The 23,637-nt window shown below is 36.6% G+C and carries 18 protein-coding genes and 2 rRNA genes (1 of these 20 only partly in view); 13 read left to right on the forward strand and 7 right to left on the reverse strand.

The genetic code is table 11. The features are described from left to right. Positions 1-59 precede the first annotated feature (59 nt). The gene (gene treC, locus IGL30_RS01400) at positions 60-1,688 is read left to right on the forward strand and encodes an alpha,alpha-phosphotrehalase (protein ID WP_088745382.1); all 1,629 of its coding nucleotides are present in this window, start codon (positions 60-62) and stop codon (positions 1,686-1,688) included. Between the two features lie 394 nt (positions 1,689-2,082). On the opposite strand, the gene IGL30_RS01405 is transcribed toward treC, so the two are convergent. Continuing rightward, a complete protein-coding gene (locus IGL30_RS01405; RefSeq protein ID WP_088745383.1) occupies positions 2,083-2,649 on the reverse strand; it encodes a hypothetical protein in 567 nt (188 codons plus the stop codon). Between the two features lie 255 nt (positions 2,650-2,904). Here IGL30_RS01405 and IGL30_RS01410 point away from each other — a divergent pair, with 255 nt between their 5' ends. The 5 genes from IGL30_RS01410 to IGL30_RS01430 all read left to right on the forward strand — a co-directional run bounded on the left by IGL30_RS01410 (position 2,905) and on the right by IGL30_RS01430 (position 8,218). Further along, positions 2,905-3,057, forward strand: coding sequence for a hypothetical protein (locus IGL30_RS01410; protein ID WP_161440046.1), 153 nt, complete (start codon positions 2,905-2,907; stop codon positions 3,055-3,057). 82 nt (positions 3,058-3,139) lie between these two features. Beyond that, complete coding sequence (locus IGL30_RS01415; protein ID WP_375371707.1) at positions 3,140-6,556, forward strand: immunoglobulin-like domain-containing protein; 3,417 nt, start codon at positions 3,140-3,142, stop codon at positions 6,554-6,556. Between the two features lie 412 nt (positions 6,557-6,968). Then, on the forward strand, positions 6,969-7,475 hold the full coding sequence (locus IGL30_RS01420; RefSeq protein WP_123874933.1) for a hypothetical protein: 507 nt from the start codon (positions 6,969-6,971) through the stop codon (positions 7,473-7,475). A gap of 12 nt (positions 7,476-7,487) precedes the next feature. Further along, a complete protein-coding gene (locus tag IGL30_RS01425; protein ID WP_088745384.1) occupies positions 7,488-7,667 on the forward strand; it encodes a hypothetical protein in 180 nt (59 codons plus the stop codon). Between the two features lie 410 nt (positions 7,668-8,077). Next, complete coding sequence (locus tag IGL30_RS01430) at positions 8,078-8,218, forward strand: hypothetical protein (RefSeq protein ID WP_240211025.1); 141 nt, start codon at positions 8,078-8,080, stop codon at positions 8,216-8,218. A 168-nt stretch (positions 8,219-8,386) separates the two neighbouring features. On the opposite strand, the gene IGL30_RS01435 is transcribed toward IGL30_RS01430, so the two are convergent. Together IGL30_RS01435 and IGL30_RS01440 are read right to left on the reverse strand one after the other, a co-directional pair. Next, positions 8,387-8,491, reverse strand: coding sequence for a putative holin-like toxin (locus tag IGL30_RS01435; RefSeq protein ID WP_375371607.1), 105 nt, complete (start codon positions 8,489-8,491; stop codon positions 8,387-8,389). Between the two features lie 597 nt (positions 8,492-9,088). After that, on the reverse strand, positions 9,089-10,276 hold the full coding sequence (locus tag IGL30_RS01440; protein WP_088745385.1) for an AI-2E family transporter: 1,188 nt from the start codon (positions 10,274-10,276) through the stop codon (positions 9,089-9,091). A 294-nt stretch (positions 10,277-10,570) separates the two neighbouring features. Between IGL30_RS01440 and IGL30_RS01445 the strand changes: the two genes are divergently transcribed. Further along, complete coding sequence (locus IGL30_RS01445) at positions 10,571-12,088, forward strand: zinc ABC transporter substrate-binding protein AdcA (RefSeq protein WP_088745386.1); 1,518 nt, start codon at positions 10,571-10,573, stop codon at positions 12,086-12,088. A 104-nt stretch (positions 12,089-12,192) separates the two neighbouring features. Here the strand turns inward: IGL30_RS01445 and IGL30_RS01450 are convergent, their stop codons facing one another. From IGL30_RS01450 to IGL30_RS01460, 3 genes are all read right to left on the reverse strand, one after another. Then, positions 12,193-12,921 (reverse strand): LytR/AlgR family response regulator transcription factor, encoded by a 729-nt coding sequence (locus IGL30_RS01450; RefSeq protein WP_010720220.1) that lies wholly within the window; start codon positions 12,919-12,921, stop codon positions 12,193-12,195. Between the two features lie 12 nt (positions 12,922-12,933). Then, positions 12,934-14,211, reverse strand: a complete 1,278-nt coding sequence (locus IGL30_RS01455; protein ID WP_123874934.1) for a sensor histidine kinase — start codon at positions 14,209-14,211, stop codon at positions 12,934-12,936. 140 nt (positions 14,212-14,351) lie between these two features. Next, the gene (locus IGL30_RS01460) at positions 14,352-14,954 is read right to left on the reverse strand and encodes an accessory gene regulator B family protein (protein ID WP_123874935.1); all 603 of its coding nucleotides are present in this window, start codon (positions 14,952-14,954) and stop codon (positions 14,352-14,354) included. Between the two features lie 260 nt (positions 14,955-15,214). On the opposite strand from IGL30_RS01460, the gene IGL30_RS01465 reads away from it, so the two are divergent. After that, positions 15,215-15,445, forward strand: coding sequence for a hypothetical protein (locus IGL30_RS01465; protein WP_010720217.1), 231 nt, complete (start codon positions 15,215-15,217; stop codon positions 15,443-15,445). 128 nt (positions 15,446-15,573) lie between these two features. Here the strand turns inward: IGL30_RS01465 and IGL30_RS01470 are convergent, their stop codons facing one another. After that, positions 15,574-16,263: a YoaK family protein gene (locus IGL30_RS01470; RefSeq protein ID WP_010736953.1), complete on the reverse strand. Its 690-nt coding sequence runs from the start codon at positions 16,261-16,263 to the stop codon at positions 15,574-15,576. 177 nt (positions 16,264-16,440) lie between these two features. Here IGL30_RS01470 and IGL30_RS01475 point away from each other — a divergent pair, with 177 nt between their 5' ends. From IGL30_RS01475 to IGL30_RS01495, 5 genes are all read left to right on the forward strand, one after another. Then, entirely contained in the window at positions 16,441-18,645 is a 2,205-nt protein-coding gene (locus IGL30_RS01475) for an ATP-dependent helicase (RefSeq protein ID WP_088745387.1), read from the forward strand. 228 nt (positions 18,646-18,873) lie between these two features. Next, entirely contained in the window at positions 18,874-19,278 is a 405-nt protein-coding gene (locus IGL30_RS01480; protein WP_123874937.1) for a Spx/MgsR family RNA polymerase-binding regulatory protein, read from the forward strand. A gap of 21 nt (positions 19,279-19,299) precedes the next feature. After that, positions 19,300-19,650: a Spx/MgsR family RNA polymerase-binding regulatory protein gene (locus IGL30_RS01485; protein WP_010720213.1), complete on the forward strand. Its 351-nt coding sequence runs from the start codon at positions 19,300-19,302 to the stop codon at positions 19,648-19,650. A gap of 1,307 nt (positions 19,651-20,957) precedes the next feature. Beyond that, positions 20,958-22,517, forward strand: a 16S ribosomal RNA gene (locus IGL30_RS01490). Between the two features lie 232 nt (positions 22,518-22,749). Beyond that, positions 22,750-23,637: ribosomal RNA gene (locus IGL30_RS01495) — 23S ribosomal RNA — on the forward strand (it continues 2,026 nt past the right edge of the window). The 16S and 23S rRNA genes sit together here, the layout of an rRNA operon.

Here is a 23,637-nt window from a genome sequence, read left to right on the forward strand (position 1 = left end):
TAGGATTTGTAAACTTGTATATATAAGTTGGAATAATAGCTGATTGGAGGCGAATGAGGATGTCGTTTAATGAGAAAGTAGTTTATCAAATTTATCCTAAATCTTATCGTGATAGTAATGGTGACGGGATTGGCGATTTAAAAGGGATCAAAGAAAAATTACCTTATCTGCATGAACTAGGGGTCGATATGATTTGGTTGAACCCCATTTATCCGAGTCCACAAAAAGATAATGGCTATGATATTTCTGATTATGTAGCGATTGATCCACTATTTGGAACGATGGAAGAATTTGAAGAACTAGTCACACAAGCAAAGAGCTATAATATAGAGATTATGCTTGATATGGTTTTAAACCATGTCTCAATAGAACACGAATGGTTTCAAAAAGCTTTAGCTGGCGATCGTTTTTACCAAGATTTTTTTATTCTAAGAGATGAGCCAACCGATTGGGTATCTAAATTTGGTGGTAATGCATGGGCGCCTTTTGGAGATACGGGTAAGTATTATTTACATCTCTATGATCAAACACAAGCAGATTTAAATTGGCGAAATGAAGCAGTGCAAACAGAGTTGTTCAAAGTTGTTCGTTTTTGGATGTCTAAAGGGGTCAAAGGCTTTCGCTTTGATGTAATCAACGTGATCGGGAAAGATGAAGAACTCAAAAATAATGCAGAGAACCAAGGAAAAGCAGAATATACTGACAAGCCGATTACTCATACGTATCTTCAACGATTAAATCGGGAAACTTTTGGTCAAGATCCAGAAATCATCACAGTTGGAGAAATGAGTTCAACGACGATTGAAAATTGTATTTTGTATACGGAACCAAGTCGGAATGAGCTTTCGATGGTGTTCAATTTTCATCATTTGAAGGTTGATTACGAAAATGGAAACAAATGGAGTACGCCACCTTTTGATTTTGAAGCTTTAAAAAGTCTGTTTCATACATGGGGCGAAGCGATGAGTAAAGGAAATGGCTGGAATGCGTTGTTCTTAAATAACCACGACCAGCCAAGAGCCCTCAACCGCTTTGTAGCAATTGATAAATACCGCACAGAAGGGGCTAAAATGTTAGCGACGATGATCCATTTGAATCGTGGGACGCCTTATATTTATATGGGGGAAGAAATTGGGATGATCGATCCAGACTTTCAGCATATCGATGATTACGTCGATGTAGAAAGTTTAAATGCTTACCAAGAAATGCTGAACCAATCCTTCTCGGAAGAAGAAGCTTTTCGGCGAATCAAGGCGAAATCCAGAGATAACGCTCGGACACCGATGCAATGGACAAGCGATGAAACAGCTGGCTTTACCACAGGAACACCTTGGTTAGGTTTAGCAGCAAATCATGAGGTCATCAATGTAGAACAAGAACGTACATCTGAACAATCGATTTTCGCATACTACAAAAAATTGATTCAATTGCGAAAACAATATCCTGTAATCGCATCAGGGGACTATCAAGCTTATGAACCCGATCATCCTCAAGTATACGGTTATTTAAGACAATTAGACGGACAAAAATTATTGGTTTTAACTAATTTTTACGAAAATGAAACGACCATAACGATCCCAGAAGAATTTGTTAGTGCCCAACCGCTTATCAGCAATTATGCCAATACTCTTATCCAAGAGGAAGTGACCCTAAGGCCTTATCAAGCGATCGCACTGTTGATCCAGTAAATAAAAGATCAAGAGCAAAAAATTGGTAAACGATGAGCCAATAGTAACTGAGCATGATCTTTGTTTCTAAAGTAAAAAAACTTTCATGAGTTTGACAAATTACTGATGTCCTTATGAGCAACTGTTTTGAAAAAAACGATGAATCGGTTGCAGATAAAATTTTACACGAGATATTTCGAAAGAAAATTGTATTTTTAATGAACCATCAGCTGGTGGTAAAACATTCGACGCTTAATCCATGATTTATTGGATTAAGGTCGTTTTTATTTTGTCTAAAAACAAATGTGAGATAAGAAAAAAGAATTATGAAAAAATCAATTGAGTAATGATAAAATTGAGTATCGCAAATCAAAGAATATGATGGAAGCAATAACAATTTAATGTATGCTCTCATCTAAGAAAAAAGAGGATACAATATCATTAATATACCTAGTGTAAGATGGACTATAAATCTTTTATTTGTATTTTGCATAAAACTTGCCTGAAGTTTTTCTGAAACCCAAACAAATTGTAATTCGTTTTTTGGATGGTCTATTAAATACTGTTTAAATATTTCGCGTTCCTTTTTTTTGGATTTAATTAAGTGAAAACCTGTAACAGCACTGATGGTAAGGGCTATTCCCAAATAGGGAATTATATAATTCAAATTTTTAGGAACGTCTTCAATAGGGAAAAAGCAGCGAATAACACGTTCCAAAATAAAAAAGACAATAACATAAATGATAAATGAAAATTTTCTTTTTAGAGCAAAAGAAGGGTCCTTTTTTTCATAATATTGTGAGATTGCTTTTTTTCGTTTCTTTTGTTCTTGTTCAGTTAGGTTTGGAAAAGTACGCTCTCTTTCTTGTTTATATAGAGCCATGATATCTGAATACTCCTGTTGGATCTGCCTGACTTTGTAGACTGTATAGATAAAACTACCATAATATATTAAAGTAAGCATAAATTTAATTAAAAGCATTATTTAGTTCTCCTTAAAGGCCTTTTTTTAATTATAGCAAACAACATTTGAAAGTAGCTTTAAAAATGTAATAAAAAAGAGAGCGGGGCAATAATCAGATTTTTTTCTGACTATTGTCTCACTCTCTTTTTCTTTTACCCATTAACTTTTACATAAAGCGTAACATGTAGGTGAAATATTTCTTCAGATGATAAGTAGTAGAAGAAGCTTGATTGATTTCCTCGATCAATGAAAGAAATATATACAAAAAAAGTTATGGTAAACGATCAAAATTCAAGAATATTAATTGGGAATATTGAGCGTTTATGCTTAATTAGAACAAGTAAAATAAATGTTGCAGGGGAGATGATCCATACGATTTTGTCAGCTTCGGTAACAAAATGGACATTGGAAAGAGACATCAATTGAAAACAGGGGAAACACCTAAAGCTGATGAAGTGGTATTGACGAGAAAATAATGATCAAAAATAAGAGCAAAAAAGGAGTAAATATGAGTAAGAAAAAATTAACAGCAAAACGTAAAAAACAGCTATTAACGATGTTTGCGGTGGCTGGTGTGATGGGAAATACCGGGATCGCACCAACGATGGCATTAGCGGATACTTTGTCACCAACAGCTGAAACTGCTACTGAACAAACACAGGCGAATGAAGCAAAAGAAGTCATCGATCAAACGATACAAAACGTCACAGATCCGTTAGTAAACCCAACGGATTCAACCACTACAACTAGTGATTCATTAGCAACAACTGATGAAGCAACAGATGACACCCAAGACCAAGCAAAAGAACAAGAGCAAGCAACAGCAGCGACTGCCGAAAGTGAAGGGGATGCAACTAATCCAACAGCGGAAGCGCCAAAAGTAGCGCAAAAAGCAAATGTGGCAGCTACCTCCGAGATAACAGGCACGTGGGGTACCAGTCCGTATACTTTTGATGAAAATACAGGGGTATTGACGATCGAAGCAGGTGAGTTAAGTGGCTATAAAGAATCACCATGGGAAAGTAAAACAGTGGATAGTACAGCCATCAAGAAAATTGTCTTGTCTGGAAAAGTAGTTGCTCCAGAAACTGCTAATTTATTATTTACTGGAAGTAGCATTAACCTTACGAATGTAACTGAAATCGAAGGGTTAAGTCAACTGGATACCAGCAACGTAACAGATATGAGTTCTATGTTTTATGGTATGAGCAGTGTAACAAGCCTAGATATAAGTAGCTTTAATACCAGTAACGTAACAGATATGAGTTTTATGTTTTATGGTATGAGCAGTGTAACAAGTCTAGATTTAAGTAGCTTTGATACCAGTAACGTAACATCTATGCCTTATATGTTTACTAATACTTCACTTAAGAAATTAACACTAGGAGACACATTTAAATTTGTAGAATCAAACAAAAAAAACGCAGGTCTTACTTCCGCTTGGAAGCGAGAAGATGGCAAAGGAAAGGTTTATACAGCAGAAGATTTCATGAAAAACTATGGCACTGGTGATTTGACTGCTGGCACGTATCTTTCTGCTCAAGGATGGTGGGGTACCAGTCCGTATAATTTTGATGAAAACACAGGGACATTGACGATCGAAGCTGGCGAATTAAGTGGCTATGCAGAATCACCATGGAACAGCGGGGCAGTCGATATTGAAGCAATCAAAAAAATTGTCTTGTCTGGAAAAGTAGTTGCTCCAGAAACTGCTAATTTATTATTTACTGGAGATAACACTAAAGGTGACCTTAAGAATGTAACTGAAATCGATGGGCTGAGTCAACTGGATACCAGCAACGTAACATCTATGCAATCTATGTTTTATGGTATGAGTAGCGTAACAAGTTTAGATGTAAGTAACTTTAATACTAGTAACGTAACAGATATGCTTTCTATGTTTAGAGGTATAGGTAGCGTAACAAGTTTAGATGTAAGCAACTTTGACACTAGCAAAGTAACATCTATGAGAAATATGTTTGCTGATACTCCACTTAAGAAATTAACACTAGGAGACACATTTAAATTTGTTAATGGACAAGGAGGTCTTACTTCTGCTTGGATGAGAGAAGATGGCAAAGGGACGTTTTATTCAGCAGCAGATTTCATGAAAAACTATGGCACTGGTGATTTGACTGCTGGCACGTATGTTTCCGTTGAAACAGACACGTGGGGTACTAGTCCGTATATGTTTGATGAAGATACAGGAACGTTAACAATCGGAGCAGGTGAGTTAAGTGGCTATAAAGAATCACCATGGAACAGTGGAAAAGTGGATTATGAAGCAATCAAAAAAATTGTCTTGGCTGGGAAAGTAGTTGCTCCGGAAGATTCTAGATACTTATTTAGTACAAGTACCGTTGGAAAGGATCTTACGAATGTAACTGAAATCGAAGGGTTAAGTCAACTGGATACCAGTAAAGTAACAGATATGAGTTATATGTTTTATGGTATGAGCAGTGTAACAAGTTTAGATGTAAGTAGCTTTGATACTAGTAAAGCAACAAATATGGGTTATATGTTTCGCAATATTAGCAGTGTAACAAGTTTAGATGTAAGTAGCTTTGATACCAGTAACGTAAAAAATATGGGTTATATGTTTAGAGGTATGGGTAGCGTAACAAGTCTAGATTTAAGCAACTTTGACACTAGCAAAGTAACAACGATGGAAAGTATGTTTAAGAATACACCTCTTGCTAAATTAACACTAGGTGATCACTTTAAGGCGGTTGAAGACACTGGTTTATCAGCACCGAAAGCATTGAACGATGGAGATCAGCTGACAGGAAATTGGATTCGTGAAGATGGTCAGTCCAAAGGCTATTCACCGGCTGACTTTATGGCAAATTACGGCACGGGTGATTTAACGGCAGGAACTTATGTGGCAGAACTAGTGAAAAGTGAGTTGGAACCACAAGAATATCATGTAGGAGATGTCAATATTACTGGAACTTACACAGGGGATATGTCTCTCGGCCGATTAACCGTTAATGGCAAAGTTGTTAGCTGGGGCGGTAGCTTCAAAGATGGTCAATTCAGCTATTATGTCGGTGCTGGCAAATTAAAAGTCGGCGACAAAGTCGTATTAGATGGCTACAACAAAGAGAAGAAATTGATGGATTCCAAAGAGATTGAAGTGATTTCCGAATCTTCAGGATCAATTGATCAAGTGGACGCGTATCAGTTGGGTGATTCAACCATTACTGGAACTTACACGGGGGATATCCATAAAGGAAAACTAGTAGTGAACGGAGAAGTCGTTAGCTGGGGAGGAACCTATAAAGATGGCAAGTTTAGCTATTATGTGAACTCTCAAATCATCAAAGCAGGGGATCAAGCAACGATTCAAGGCTATGATAAATTCGATACACCACTAGGGGACCCACAACCGGTAACTATAGGAGAACAACTGGGTCAATTAACAGAAGCCCATCGTGTGGGAATCAGTACAGTGATCGAAGGAAGCTACACAGGCGATGTTTACCAAGGAATCTTGTTGGTCAATGGCGAAAAAGTTAGTCAAGGCGGTAGCTTCAAAGATGGCAAGTTCAGTTATTATGTAGGAAACCTCAAAGTGTCAGAAGATGATCAGGTAGTCTTGATGGGTGCCAACAATCGAGGACAACAAATTCCAGGATCAGAGATTGATGTCACTATTCAAACACCAACAGCTGAAATCAACGAACTGACTTATAAAATCGGCACACAAACGATCAAAGGAGCCTATGGTTCTGATACCCAAGTCCACCAAGGACACTTGTTTGTCAATGGCAAACTGATCAGTAAAGGTGGGAGCTTTAAGGATGGGGCAATCAGTTATTATGTGAAGCCAGATCTAATCAAAGCTGATGATCAAGTAACAATGAATTTCTATGATGGAAGTGGCAACTTATTGGCTGAAAACCAAACAGTTTCTGTTAATTAAGGAAAAAACAAATTAATGTAAGTCTAAAAACTGGGGCATTGATTAGAAAAAATCTGATCAATGTCTCAGTTTTCTTGATTTAAGATACGCTCAAAATTGAAACAGGTTGAGCTAAATGATGAATACCGTAATGTGTACAGAGGTTTATATTTTGTGTCAAATAAAATTAAAAATTTATGCCATTTAAAAAGAAAAGTGACAGATAAATGTTTAAAAATTAAATATCAATGAACAAAAACGCAGTCATTTTGAATGAGTATAATTCAGTATATAAGCTAAATTATCTAACTGGGGCAGTGATGAATAATAATTTGTCTTTTTTAAGAGATTCTTTTGGTATAAACTGAATAAGTGGCTTCTTGAACCAAAAGTAATGAATTACAAGAATAGATAGAAGGAAGTGAAAAACAAAATGAAAAATGTATTACTTACGATTAGTTTAATTGCAAATATAGTGTTAGCAGGGGTACTATTTTATACCGTTACAGAGATGAATAAGATTGATGATAAACGAGAGAGTTTAGCAATTGATAATGAGCAATATAAAAAAAATCTAGCTGAATTGAATAGTACAACCGAGAACAATCAAGAAGTACTAGAATCTTCCAGAAACGTTTATGGTAATGAATCTCAAAGCAAGTCAGAAAATAGCATAGTGTCAGAAGAATCTACAGAAATTGAACCTCAAAACGCTACAATAACTATAGGAACAAGAGTATTCAACTTTGTAGCAAACGGTTTGACAATTGAGCAAGACCTTAGCAAGCAAGGGAAAATGACCGAGCTTTCTCATGAGTACCCAGTGATTGTTACTACGCCTAGTGCTACACTTGATGGTGTATTGGTGCAAGATAACAACGATAATAATTGCTATATCATGATAGACGGACAAACAATATATAGCGGAACATATCAATAAGTGGAGTAAGATGTGAATATAATTCAGCAGTACGAATGCGGATATATTACTTATGAGGAATTATTAGATGAGATTGGGGGTTACACCCAACGATTGATTAATGAGGTTGGCGTTGACTACTTTAGTTTCCATGTTGCTGCGGCTTTTGGTTATCATACCTATTCGTATTATATTAATAGGTATAGTATTTAGTTATTCTTTTTGTATAGTGATTAAGGCATTGCTACAATGCTGTTCAAATATAATTATTAGTTAAAAAAGGGAATGGGATAATAGTTCTTTCTCAAAAAGAAAATAAGTCCGATTTTGATGTTTATTGTCAAAATCGAACTTATTTTTTCTGTTTATTTTGAACGATTTTCTTAACAATTAAATATTTATATTTGTGTCAAATAAAATTAAAAATTTATGCCATTTAAAAAGAAAAGTGACACACAAAAAATACATTATATCAGGGGTTTCTTTTTTTTTAAACTTGTGAACTGAGCTGTTTTTTCCCTTTCTATTCTTACTTTTTAGTTTAAAAATATCTATTGTCATTGTGTCGCTCAAATCTCCATTTTCTGGACATTAATATCTAAAAATAAATATGATGTGAAATTATGCGTTACTTAGTGTTGTGTAGTAATCACACTGATCAACCTGCCACGAGTCCAATCACAACCACCTTTGAACAACATGAAACAACGATGACTAATAACAATGGATTTAACGCTTCACAAAATCCATTTGATGGACAATGATATTAGCAATGATGATTTCCCATTCTGATTGTAAAAGATCAATAAAGTTGATATAATGAATACGAAAAGAGGAGTTGCGCTAACAACTCCCTTAACAGCACCGTTTAAGACGGTGACCAGTTTAATATTATTTTTGAAAAATAATCGTCGACCGGCTAAAGCTGACGGTTATTTTTTTTGATTGTTGTTTACAAATGTCAAGATTCCAAAAATGATTGTTGCGATTAAAGAACAGAAACCAATCATTAATCCTAACGCCGTTTCAACAGGCAAAAGGCTTCTCCTTTCTGTAAGATTTTGGAAGTACGCACATACGCACCACCTCACTTTCAATCGGATAGCCACCGTCACAAACTTTACTGTCTTGATTATTATTAGCATATCTAAAATCGATTAAAAATTCTCGATTTTAGTTGTTTTTTCTATAATTTTAGTGAGGTGATCGTGATGGAATAATCTATTGTTTTACTCGGTAAAATTCAGGAAATCAAGACATAGCCATTGCTTGTGCGATTTACATTACCAATGAGCCCTGAACCAATCAATCAGTGGTCAATATAGAAATAACGGATAAATTGCTTATTTTGGAAGAAGGCAATTATACTATTTCAGTAACAGGTCACTTCAATAAACGGAATCACTTAGTCATTGAATCGATGTAAATTAAAAACCCCAATCATTTTATGCGATTGATGAGCATAAAAAAGAAGAGCTGCACTCCTAAATGTGGATTGCAGCTCTTGTTGTTTTACATAGAAACAGGAACAAAGGTCTGTTTAGTAGAGACTGGGACAATAGTCTTCTTCAGTAAGAAAAATAAGCTTGATCGTCCTAGTCCCTCGTTTTTTTGAGAGATGTTCCAGACTTTCTTTACTCTTTTTCAAAGTAGTCTTTTTCCGAAAATTCTGCTTTTTGGTAGACACCCTGATCGCCATAATACTTGTTGTAGCGTTGTTTGAACTTTTTAAAAGTAAAGACAACCAATAATTTGATCAATGTGTAGATGGGGATCCCAAAAATTACACCCATGAGTCCTAGTAAATCACCCATCACTAATAAAACAATCAAAATAGTGATTGGATGGACTTGAAGGCGATTGCCCATAACTCGAGGGATAACTAAGTCCCCATGAAGTAATTGGACGATGAACCAGACCAAAACAAACTTAATTGCCATGAATGTCGAATCTTGGAAAGCAATAAACAATCCAGGAAAGAAGGCAATAAATGGTCCAATGTAAGGAATGATACATAAAATCCCAGCTGCGATTGCTAGTATGCTTGCAAATTCTAAGCCGATCAATAAAAATGTGACCCAATAAACAGCTCCTAAGATGAAAGAAGCAATGATTTGCCCTTTTAAGAAATCACCTAATTGTTGATTGGCGATTTTAGTCAATGTCCGAAAATCTGTACGGAACTTGGGTGGTACGATCCCTAACACAGCTTGATAAAATTTCTGAGGATCTCTTAATAAGAAGAACGCAATGATTGGACCAGTAAACAATGTAATAAAGGTAGATGTTACTGCTGAAAAGATATTCCCGATACTTTGTGCGCCACTTTCCCAATAATCGCCAATAAACGAGGCAAAATTAGACGTCCAATCATCAATCGATGAAAAGAATTGATCGAATGTGTCCGCAAAAGGTGTTTGCGCTAGGAAGTTTTTCAAAGTTTGTATAAAATCGTTGAACAAATCAGGAAAACTAGTCATCAGTGTTTTGGCTTGTTGCTCCAAGAAAGGAACTAACCAAACACTCCCTAAGCCGATCAAAAATAAAATAATGACATAAACGATAGTAACAGATAAATTTCTAGATAGTTTTTGGCTCAAACGTTTGATCAACGGGTCTAGTAAATAATATAAAACTAACGCAAATAGTACTGGGGCGAGTGTCGTCGCAAAAATCACGAAAAATGGTTTAAAAATAAAACCGATCTGCTGAAAAAAGTAGATCACTAAAGCTAACATAATCAACAACCCTAATACATAATAGGAAGTCGTTCCTCCTAGAAAACGTATCAGACGAGACTGATCTTTAGAATTATTCTTCAATTTATTACTCCTTTCAATGTACTAAATCGCTCTAAGTTCAAGATAAAAGTAAAAGGAAATTGTTTTTTACCTATCGGGAACGTCAAGCTGATTTATCTTATTATAGTCGGAACTAGTGACAAAAAGAAAATGATACTGTTCAGAAATGGCTAGAAAATAAAAAGAAATAGTTTTAAGAAAACGCTTGACTATTTATTTAGCGATATGATAAATTAAATCCTGTTGCCAAAGCGTAAAGGTTACGATTTAGAAACTTTAATCGTAAAATGAAAGAAGATGAAGGAGTGTCGTCAAATGAAGCGTTTGGTTTATTTATTAGGGATAGTAGCTACTGTTTGTATACTTGCCAGTTGTGGCAATCAACAAGAAGCCGCGAACAAAAAAGAAAAATTGCAGGTGATGACGACTTTTTATCCAATGTATGATTTCACGAAAGAAGTAGTGGGAGATGAAGGAGAAGTTGAGTTATTGATTCCTGCTGGGACAGATTCACACGACTATGAGCCGTCAGCAAAAGATATGGCAAAAATTCAAAATGCGGATGTCTTTGTCTATAACAACGAAAATATGGAAACCTGGGTACCAGCAATCCAAAACACATTGAAAGAGGGGAATGTGTTAGCAGTCAAAGCGACTGAAGGGATGTTGTTGTTACCGGGTAGTGAAGAAGGACATGACCATAGTCATGGCGAAGCAGGGCATTCTCATGAATTAGACCCGCATGTTTGGTTAGCTCCAAGTTTAGCAGTGAAACAAGTAAAAAGTATAAGGGATCAACTGATCACAAAATACCCCGATAAAAAAGAAGCCTTTACTAAAAATGCGGAGAATTATTTAGAAAAATTACAAGAACTTCATCAGAGTTATCAGGATACCTTAAGTAAAGCAAAACAAAAATCTTTTGTTACCCAACATGCCGCATTCAACTATTTGGCGTTAGAGTATGGACTGAATCAAGTGTCAATAGCTGGCTTATCCTCAAGTGAGGAGCCTTCAGCCGCAAGAATTGCTGAATTAAAACAGTTTGTAAAAGATCATGGGATCAAATATATTTATTTCGAAGAAAATGCTAAAGACAGTATCGCTAGAACTCTAGCAAATGAAGCCGGCGTTTCTTTGGCTGTCTTGAATCCTCTAGAAGGTTTAACGAAAGAACAACTTGCAAATGGTGAAAATTACGTAACCATAATGAAAGAAAACCTCAAGTCGTTACAAAAAACGATAGATACAGTGAATCCACTGGAAGCCACACTGACACCAGAAAAAGAAAAAAATGTATATAATGGTTACTTTGAAGATTCAGCTGTGAAAGACCGCAAATTGTCCGATTGGAAAGGGCAATGGCAAACGGTCGATAACTATTTAGCTGATGGAACCTTAGATCCCGTATTTGAGTATAAGGCAAAAATCGATCCAAAAAAATCAGCAAAAGAGTACAAGGATTATTATACCGTCGGATACCAGACGGATGTCGAAAAGATCAAGATTGACGGAGATCGAATGGCATTTACTTTTAAAAATGGTGAGACGAAGCAATCATCTTACCGATATGCAGGTAAAAGAGTTTTGAATTACGCTGCAGGAAATCGAGGCGTACGCTACTTATTTGAAGCAGTAGAGCCAGAAAGTGGCGCTTATCGATATGTACAATTTAGTGATCATTCGATTGCACCAACAGATTCGGAACATTTTCATATCTATTTAGGGAATGAAAGTCAAGAAAGTTTACTGGCAGAAATGGATCATTGGCCAACTTTTTATCCAGTGGAGATGAGTGGGCAAGAAATTGCGCAAGAAATGCTGTTACATTAAACTACAAAATAGGAACAAGAAAAGATAAATAAGAAAAAATGAGCAAGACAAACAGACGAGTTTTGCTCATTTTTTTTGTTTGTTTTTGGGGAGAAGTCTGAGATTTATGAGATCAATTTTTTTAAACCACGTACAGAAGCCGGAATCACTTCGCCATTTGCTAACGTGATTTCACGAGTTTTTTTGTTGATCGTACGGACATTTTGAGTATTGATCACGTATGATTTATGGCAGCGGATAAAATGACGGTTCATTTTCTCTATTTCTTTGATTTTATCATAGAACTGCATTTGCGCATGAGTCAAATGAACCTCTAATTTATGTGGCGTTCCTGGGGAAGTAGAGAAATACTGGATATCTTTGATCGGAAGAAATTTTATTTCATCGTTAAATTCGATTTTAAAAATATCTTTTTGTAAAGGAGTCGCTTTGACATCTTCAAAGATCTTACTTAAAATACGTTCCACATTTTCTTTTAAATCAAAAATATCTTCTTTGATAATATAATCAGTCGGTTCAATATTACTCTTTAAGATAGACATTGAAAGATCCGTATGAGAAGTAACATAAATAATTTTTCCTAAAGGATCTAGATCTCTTACGCGTTTTCCGATCATAATACCATCTAGATCGCTATCTTTTAATTCAATGTCTAAAAAATAAATACCAAAAGATGAGGTTCGTACTCTAGCTGCTTGAAGAAGTTCAATTGGATCAGAAGTGGCGATATGGACATAACTATCCAAATTCTCAATCATAATTCGATTTTTGATCACTGCTGAAATTACTTCCAACTGTTTCGTGTCATCTTCGCAAATATAAATTGGAATCATACGAATACTCCTTTATTTTGTTTGTATATAGATTGTCTGAGAAAAACGTTGATTCTCAATAGATGTCTCTAAAAAGATATAAGGATTGGCCTTTGACAGCTCATCCAAAATGAATAAACCGAGTCCTTCGTTTTTAGGATCTTTTTTTGTTGAAAAACCTTTTTGTTTTAATTGATTTAACGGAAGTGTATTCATCGTTGTATTGATGACACGAATAATCACTGAGTTTTTCTTTTTTAAAACAAAGAGTTCAGTTTTCTTCTTTTTAGTAATTAAAGCTCCTTCAATCGCATTATCTAAAATAATACCTAACATTCGGACGATGTTTACTGTGTGTTTTTTCTTTAAAGTGATCTCTTCTGGAATAACAAGATGCACGGATAATCCTTTTTCTTGTGCCATCATTAATTTCAAAGACAATAAGCTTCTTATTTCAGGAATTTTTATGTTATCTAACAGACTAAGGTTTGCTGGGAAAAGATCCATCATTTGACGAGTGGGTAAGATATTTTGATTGTAGTACTTACGTAATCCCTCCAGGTCACCTTCAGCAAGATAACTATTCATTGAAAAAAGCAAGTTTTGATAATCATGCTTGAATTCTCTAAGGTCTTGATAGTTTTTTTCTAGATCACGGATGTAATCTTGTTGCATTTGCATACGCTGTTCTAACAATTGGTCTGCCATTTTTCTCTTTGAAATTTTCCAATAATAAATGAGGATAAACAGCCCGCCACAGAGATAAAGAATGAAAAAGCCAGTGTTGATAGTTAAAATTTGGGGAGTCTCGCCAGAAAAACGTGTATAAAAGATAACGATATAATAGGTAAATAACATCAACGCGCCAACGGTTCCAATCATTCGGCGATCCAAACCATGAAAATTTTCTAAGGCTTTTTTAAAGGCTAAAGCAAGTAAGATCGATAACGTCGCAGAAATGACGATATGAATATACTGCAAGGAATCTCCTGGTTCAATGACAGCAGATTTCAAAATAAAAAAATCGCTGATGCTCGTCAAATGGTCTCCTAAAAGCGAAGTAAGCAATCCCCAAGGAAGAGCATAAACCAGTTTTTGCGGGGAAGTAGAAAAGAAGAAGAATGTTAGCATCAGCATACCTATAGCAAATAAAGCAGTAAATATCCCTAATAAAGGATACATAAAACCTAACAAGACACAAGAGATTAAAATAGTGGTAACGAATAAGTATTTCTTTTTAATTTGGTGTTCAATGAGTAATACACAAATTGTGTAAATTAAATATTGCAAGGCTATGGACCACAAAAACATAAAGTACAGCTCCCATTGATTTTTACCAAATTATAGCATATTTATTGAATTATTTTTTTAATTTTTCAGGGATTTTAAACTCTGAACTCATACCAAAGCAGCATCCAGACACAAAGAAGTCAGACAAATTAGTAAGTTGTTTAATGATTGTTTTTTTCATAGAAAATTCCTCCAAGATTCATTATATAATTCGTAATTGGAAGCAGCGTAGCTATTTCTAAAATAATCCCGAGAAGCAAGTAAGTAGAAAAGTAAGAATTAGCGAAAAATAAAATAGTTATTGCAAATAGAAGAAACATGAAAATTGCTTTTTTTAACAGTGGTGGGCGTTTTTCAGGTTCAATGGGATTGATTGCTGTACCTTTTGATCCATAGCGAAGCAACAATAAGAAACAGATGATCAATGAAATGACCTTCAGTGGGGAAGAGATGGTCACATCAAAGTGTTTCATTAAGAGGGGAACGCCCCACAAATAAAGCAAAGTCCATAGTAAACAAACAAATTCAGAATCAGAATGAAGTCCGTAAGCATAGCGACGGATACAAATATAAGAAAGAAAGGTCAATCCTGTTTCGACCCAAGAACCGGTTATTAAAGAAAATACTAAAATAACGGCCAATTTGCCAAGGTTATTCATTAATACATCAAGGGCAAATTTTACTTGGAGATAAACCATTTCATCTTCTATTTTTTCACCACTGAATAATGTGTCTAATATTCTATTTACAACTTTATTTTTCATCCAACGTACCTCCAATAACGATTTTATTCTAAAATTGTTAAAAATAGTGTTTCGATTCATAAAAGGTTGTTTTGACATCAAAACCGTAAAAAAAAGATCAAAAAATTCAGTTAGATCTTTCTTTTTTGAGTATTTTATAAATGGCAGATAAAAAAAGTGAACGGTTTTGACATGAAAAGGGCTTTTTATGATTTTTATGTGTTCTCTGCCTAGAAGTGTGTTAAAAATTGATTGACTTAAAAAATATTGGAGGAACTATCATGGGGAATGAACAAGTAATGGAGAAAATGGATGAGCAATTATTTGAAGTTGGTGAAACAGGTGCTTTTGTTTCAGATTTATTTGAAGCACCTATCAAAGGAGAAATTGAAAAAGTTTATGAAAACAGCGTGATGATCCGGGTCATCAAATGTGCAGTAGAAGATAATGAAACTGCCGACAGTTTACATTGGCAGCTTGTTGTTCGAAAATCAAGTGCGATAATGGAATGAATAAAAATAAACATAAACACAACAAATAGGCTGAGGTACTGTCCGAGTATCCTGTAAATCAGCCTATTTGTTGTGTTTTGAAGTACAGTGATTTTTTTAGTTGGCTATTAAAGTGAACACGCTTGTCCTTATTTTTTGGATAAGACTATATGACGTTGGTAAAATTTCCATACTTGAATGCTTTGAACAATTGCTATGATTAAAAATAAAACAGCCACTAATAAAATAGCAAAATGCCCAAATAAATGGTGGCAAAAAACGAGAACGCCTGCACCACTGATGAAAGCCAGAACAACTGTCAGAAAATGGAAAAAACGATCGAACGCTGCTTTTTCTTTTGTGACAAGAGAATCGTATAAGTTAGTAGCAACTCCTTTTAGATTCCCCGTAGTAAAAAGATTAGTATAAGCTCGTCCATCGATTTTATCAAAAGCGACCCATTGAATAGCTGCTGTAAATGCAATCATGATGGTTACGATGGCTGGGTGGATACTGATTGGAGTCAGACTGACTAAGAAAAAGATAATTGCTTCGTAGTAAAGAACATACAAACGCCAATAGTGTTTTTCTTTCTTTTTGAAATAATCAATCAAAAATTTTGTCAGTAAAATCCCTAAAAAAAAGAAGACAGTAGAAAGAATTTTTTTTCCAACGCTAATCCATTCACCATCGAAAGCTTGGATGATTGCTAAGACAATATTACCCGTTTGTGCTGAAGCAAATGCGTTATATTGAATATATGTATAACTGTCCATTGCGCCACCGATAAAGGATAATAAAAGTCCGATTGTCCGTCCTTCATGAAATGAAGTACTCATTTATATTCACCTTCAAATTAATATATTTGTCTTTTTTATTCTATCATATTGGTTATATGTTTTTGATATTTTATAGATAATTTTCAGAAAAGGTCAGTGTTTGCTAAAGTCATTTTAATTTTTAGAAAGGTCTGTTAGTATAAAAGAAAAATATTGACCATTTATATATAGAAAGATGTGAAAACAATCAATCAAGGGAATGAAAAAGAAATACTTCGCTTACAAAGAGAAATCAGTCATTTGGAAAAAAGATATGAGAAGCTCCAACAAATTTTCCGGATGCAAGAAGAGATCATTGCAAGCTATGAAGCAGCTTATGGTGAAGCACCTGGGCTGATTGAGGAAGAAAAAGAAACGAATAATAGTCATTCATTTTTCGATATGATGGAAAAGCGCTCCTACAATCGTTTTAATTACGAGCAAAAAGCAGCGATTACTTACAATATGGAAAAAAATCTAAGGATCATTGCAGGAGCGGGAAGTGGGAAGACCCAAACAATTTGTGCAAAAGCTGTCTATTTAATGACTGAAAATCAGGTAGATGAGCAACGGATATTGATGATCACTTTTACGAGAAATGCTGCGAATGAATTGAAAAAGCGAGTAGATAATTTTAGCCAACGGAAGACCAATGTTCATATAGGAACTTTTCATAGTATCTTTTTTCGTTTGTACAATGATATTTGTCGCCAATTCCCAGAAGTAGTCGCTGAAGGGATACAGGGAGAATTTTCAAAAGAGACCTCATACAAAGTCAGTGGACTAATACAACAACTTATTCGTAAGTATAATTTATATGCTTTTGATCAATATGGAGAAAAAAATTTGGCGGCACGTCTTGATTATTGGCAGAATATGAACTTATCAATAGAAGAAACGCGAGTATTGATAAAAGAAAACTTTGACTTTATTGAACCGAATGCAACTATGCCGATTTCCGAAAGAATGACCCACTTCATGCGAGAACTGCAAGCACAAAAGAAAGAGCAACATCTTTTTGAATTCAATGATGTTCTAAGTAATTTAAAACAAGCCTTGCAGAACGAAGAAATCAGAAACTTCGTGGGACAAAAATATGATTATTTATTTATTGATGAATTTCAAGACACGAATCCTTTACAGTGGGAAATTGTTCGCCTGATTACGAAGGAAACACCAATGAAACTTATTGTGGTCGGTGACGATGATCAAAGTATCTATGGGTTTCGAGGTTCGGAACCTTCTTATATTAAAAATTTTGACCAAGAGTACGCAACGAAGACGATTTTTTTATTAACCAACTATCGTTCACGTGCCACCATTGTTCAAGGAGCGAATCGCTTAATTACATTTAATAAAAATGATCGTATCCAAAAAGCAATGATTCCAGCTAAGAAAGAGGCGGGGATTATGCAGGCGCTAGCTTTTGATGATATACAAGCTGAAAGTCGCTGGATCATTGAACAAATCAAAACATTGATTAAACATAAAGGGAAATACAAAGAATCAATCGTTTTATATCGGTCGTTAACGCAAACCCAGCAATTAGTCCAAGACTTGTTACAGACGGATATCCCCTTTGTGCTAGAAGCAGATGGCCCATACGAAGGGATATTTGGGATAAAACTATTTCAACAGTTCTATCAAAGGATTCTTTACTGGCAAAATGCAACTACTTATCAAAAAAAGACACAGGGTTATCAACAAGTACTCTATCAGTTAATGATTAATTGCTATTTCAAGAAGGCTGAATGTGAGGACTATTTTTCTAAACGAAATAAAGTAACAGATATTGTGGAATATATCCTTTCTGTAAAGCCGCATTTAAAAACAAAAGAAAAAGAGATTCATCGGTTTGTAAAGGACCTTCATACTTTTGATAAAAATGGCGGAAAAGGTTTTGATCGTTTAATTCAAAGCTACCTTAAATTAAGTCGACCAACTAAAGAAATAGACGGTAGTGAGCGTGAATGGTTGTTAGGAACGCTCAAACAATTTCCAACATTAGAAAAAATCAACCATTTAGAAAAAGACATCCAAGCAGTTGCGAAACAACTAAAAACTCGTTTAATCGCTTACCGACAAGGAAAACTTGATGCTTTATGCATTCAAAGTATTCATAGAAGTAAAGGCTTAAGCTATCGCAATGTTTTTTTAGTTGGTTGTAATGAAGGAGCTATTCCTTACAATGGTGCCTCTGATAAAGCAGCCATTAGTTTGGATAAGGTCAAGGCAGAGCATGTGACAACAGTCGAAGAAGAACGCCGTCTTTTTTATGTAGCAATGACCCGAGCAAGGAATCGTCTCTATTTGTGTATACCTTTGATGAAGGGGACGAGAAAATTGAAAACTTCTAGATTTATTAGAGAAACAGGTTGTAAAATTAAAAAAATACATGTTTGATCACATAAAAAACGATATTATTAGGTAAAAAATACTAATAATATCGTTTTTTTTATGTGTTTTTCTTCTTTTTTTTATACAAAATAAATTAATTTTTTTCATATAAACACAGGATTAAAAGGGTTTAATAGCAAAGAAGAATAAATTTTCTGAATTTTAATAGCTAATAATTGGTGTTTTTTATAACTTTCAGTTAGAATGGGATTATAATTAAAAAGGAGTGAGAGAATGATAAAAGTATATACTTTCCCTAGCTGTACTTCTTGTAGAAAGGCAAGAGCATGGTTGCAAGAAAATCGTTTAGATTTTGAAGAAAAAAATATTTTTGCAGAGCCGATATCAGAAAATGAAATACGTGAAATTTTAGCAGCCACTAACGGAGGCGTTGAAGACATTATCTCTACTCGCTCAAAAATATACGAAAAATTAGCTATTGACTTCAACGAGCTCACATTAAAGCAAATGATCGTCCTTTTTAAACAATATCCTTCTTTACTAAGACGTCCGATCTTAATTGATGAAAAAAGAATATTGATCGGTTTTAATGAAGATGAAATACGTTCGTTTGTTCCAAGAGAAATTCGTTCAGTTGCAAGAAGAATGATTTATATGCAAAACAGTATCTTCAGTTAAATTTAAAAAAGGAGGAATCTTGTGAAAGTATACGGGTCGGCGCATTGTGTGACGTGTCTAAAAGCAAAGCAGTGGTTAGAAGAACATCATCTCTCTTATCAGTTTATTGATTTAGATCAGAGAGAGCTAACCGTTAAGGAAGCAAAAGAATTGTGTGGGTTTGAGAATGTTCACGCGGAACGACTGTTCGCCACTTGGTCACAAGGTTTCAAAAATCTGGAAATTGATTTATCTACTATTAATGAACAACAATTGATTGTTTTGTGTAGAACACATGGAGAACTAATCAGACGTCCGCTGATTATTTTTGATAATGTTTTATTTGTTGGGTTTAATGAGGAATTAATGGAGAAATTAATTGCAAGCCAATAAATACAGGATGACTTCAGTGGCAAAAAAACGAAATAGTCGGTTAGAGGAGATGGATGGCTATTCATTTCCTTTTTTTGTGAGTGATCTTTTCTAAAAAAGAAACTTGTCTCGGTCTCTTCTATTATCTCTAAAAACGAATAAACGGTGTTCAAAGAGCTGACCTTCGGCGATAAGTCAAAAAATCTCAAAACATGAGGAGCTGTTTCGAGATTTTCCTCCTTAACGCTTAGGTCAAGACACTCTTTTCACAACCTCTTGCTAAACGGCGTTCAAGAAGCAACTCCTCAACAATAAGCGATGGTTTTCTAAAATATGAGGAGCTATTTTAAAAAATCCTCGCTTATTCGCTCGGAGCTAAACGCTTCTTTCACAGCCTCTTGCTAAACGGTGTTCAAACATCAGCTCCTTGAAATAAGCCTGAATTTTTCAAAACATGAGGAGCTGTTTCAAAAAATTCTTTCTTATTGTCAACAGAGCTACCCGATGTTTTCACGACCTCTGATTCACGGTGAGACAAAAGCAGCATCAAGAAATAAGAAGAAATTTCCGAAGATGCTGCTTTTGTCTCAACCTCATTGATCAACGGGAAAACGATGAACGTTTATCAATGGGGGCAACCGTGTGGAGTAACCAAAGATGTCATAAATGGACAACAGCTGAAAGAAGTCTTACAGTTCGATTATCTGGATAGCCAGAATCAGTAGAATGACTATGGCTTATTTAATATAGAAAAGCTGAAACCAAGAGTGATAACCTATACCAAAGGTTTAAATACTTATTGACATGTGTAAAATTACATGGTATATTCTTTTTTGTTGTTTTTAGTTACTCGTTTTAAAAAAATGAAGTAATAAAAAAGATTCAAAAAGTTCTTGACGTGTGAGTTATCACATGATAAGATAACTGAGTCGTTAAAAATAGACAGCTTATGAAGCTTGATTTCATCGAAAAAAACTTCAAAAAAGTTGTTGACAAATAACAAACGGTGAGTTATGATAAATGAGTTGCTGAAGCGTTTCTGAAAAACGAAGTGAAAAAACTTTTAAAAAATAGTTGACAAACAAATGTCGATCTGTTATGATATAAAAGTTGCTACGGCAATATCGAATGATTAATCGCTAGCTCGTTAAGAAGTTTCAACTTTAAATCAAGTAGCATTAATCAAGTAGACCTTTGAAAACTGAACAAAGCAAAGACAAACCAAATGTGTAGGGCGTCTTGATTGATTCAAGACAACAAACATTTTTAACAAGCAAGCAATATGCTAGCAAACAATTGAGCTTAACAATCGTAAGATTGTTCGAACTTTTTATGAGAGTTTGATCCTGGCTCAGGACGAACGCTGGCGGCGTGCCTAATACATGCAAGTCGAACGCTTCTTTTTCCACCGGAGCTTGCTCCACCGGAAAAAGAGGAGTGGCGAACGGGTGAGTAACACGTGGGTAACCTGCCCATCAGAAGGGGATAACACTTGGAAACAGGTGCTAATACCGTATAACAATCGAAACCGCATGGTTTTGATTTGAAAGGCGCTTTCGGGTGTCGCTGATGGATGGACCCGCGGTGCATTAGCTAGTTGGTGAGGTAACGGCTCACCAAGGCGACGATGCATAGCCGACCTGAGAGGGTGATCGGCCACATTGGGACTGAGACACGGCCCAAACTCCTACGGGAGGCAGCAGTAGGGAATCTTCGGCAATGGACGAAAGTCTGACCGAGCAACGCCGCGTGAGTGAAGAAGGTTTTCGGATCGTAAAACTCTGTTGTTAGAGAAGAACAAGGATGAGAGTAACTGTTCATCCCTTGACGGTATCTAACCAGAAAGCCACGGCTAACTACGTGCCAGCAGCCGCGGTAATACGTAGGTGGCAAGCGTTGTCCGGATTTATTGGGCGTAAAGCGAGCGCAGGCGGTTTCTTAAGTCTGATGTGAAAGCCCCCGGCTCAACCGGGGAGGGTCATTGGAAACTGGGAGACTTGAGTGCAGAAGAGGAGAGTGGAATTCCATGTGTAGCGGTGAAATGCGTAGATATATGGAGGAACACCAGTGGCGAAGGCGGCTCTCTGGTCTGTAACTGACGCTGAGGCTCGAAAGCGTGGGGAGCAAACAGGATTAGATACCCTGGTAGTCCACGCCGTAAACGATGAGTGCTAAGTGTTGGAGGGTTTCCGCCCTTCAGTGCTGCAGCTAACGCATTAAGCACTCCGCCTGGGGAGTACGACCGCAAGGTTGAAACTCAAAGGAATTGACGGGGGCCCGCACAAGCGGTGGAGCATGTGGTTTAATTCGAAGCAACGCGAAGAACCTTACCAGGTCTTGACATCCTTTGACCACTCTAGAGATAGAGCTTCCCCTTCGGGGGCAAAGTGACAGGTGGTGCATGGTTGTCGTCAGCTCGTGTCGTGAGATGTTGGGTTAAGTCCCGCAACGAGCGCAACCCTTATTGTTAGTTGCCATCATTTAGTTGGGCACTCTAGCAAGACTGCCGGTGACAAACCGGAGGAAGGTGGGGATGACGTCAAATCATCATGCCCCTTATGACCTGGGCTACACACGTGCTACAATGGGAAGTACAACGAGTCGCAAAGTCGCGAGGCTAAGCTAATCTCTTAAAGCTTCTCTCAGTTCGGATTGTAGGCTGCAACTCGCCTACATGAAGCCGGAATCGCTAGTAATCGCGGATCAGCACGCCGCGGTGAATACGTTCCCGGGCCTTGTACACACCGCCCGTCACACCACGAGAGTTTGTAACACCCGAAGTCGGTGAGGTAACCTTTTGGAGCCAGCCGCCTAAGGTGGGATAGATGATTGGGGTGAAGTCGTAACAAGGTAGCCGTATCGGAAGGTGCGGCTGGATCACCTCCTTTCTAAGGAATATTACGGAGACTACACTGTTTGTTTTTCACTTTGTTCAGTTTTGAGAGGTTTACTCTCAAAGATATATTTTTGTTCATTGAAAACTGGATATTTGAAGTAAATTAGTAATACAAACCGAGAACACCGCGTTGAATGAGTTTTTTAATAAGTTCAATTGCTTATTTTCTTGATCGGACTTCTATCGCTAGAAGAAAGATCAAAACCCAACCGCAAGGTTGATAAGGTTAAGTGAATAAGGGCGCACGGTGAATGCCTTGGCACTAGGAGCCGATGAAGGACGGGACTAACACCGATATGCTTTGGGGAGCTGTACGTAAGCTATGATCCAGAGATTTCCGAATGGGGGAACCCAGCATCTTTTATAGGATGTTACGTTTGCGTGAATACATAGCGCATTCGAGGTAGACGCAGAGAACTGAAACATCTAAGTACCTGCAGGAAGAGAAAGAAAATTCGATTCCCTGAGTAGCGGCGAGCGAAACGGGAAAAGCCCAAACCAATGAGCTTGCTCATTGGGGTTGTAGGACTCCAATATGGTAGTTCTTTCAGATAGTCGAATGACTTGGAAAAGTCAGTCAAAGAGGGTAAAAACCCCGTAGATGAAATTTGGAAGGCACCTAGGAGGATCCTGAGTACGGCGGAACACGAGGAATTCCGTCGGAATCCGGGAGGACCATCTCCCAAGGCTAAATACTCCCTAGTGACCGATAGTGAACCAGTACCGTGAGGGAAAGGTGAAAAGCACCCCGGAAGGGGAGTGAAATAGAACCTGAAACCGTGTGCCTACAACAAGTCAAAGCCCGTTAATGGGTGATGGCGTGCCTTTTGTAGAATGAACCGGCGAGTTACGATTGCATGCGAGGTTAAGTTGAAGAGACGGAGCCGCAGCGAAAGCGAGTCTGAATAGGGCGTTTGAGTATGTAGTCGTAGACCCGAAACCATGTGATCTACCCATGTCCAGGTTGAAGGTGCGGTAAAACGCACTGGAGGACCGAACCCACGTACGTTGAAAAGTGCGGGGATGAGGTGTGGGTAGCGGAGAAATTCCAAACGAACTTGGAGATAGCTGGTTCTCTCCGAAATAGCTTTAGGGCTAGCCTCGGAATTGAG

Source organism: Enterococcus sp. DIV1089c (assembly GCF_050530965.1).
Lineage (GTDB): Bacteria > Bacillota > Bacilli > Lactobacillales > Enterococcaceae > Enterococcus_B > Enterococcus_B hirae.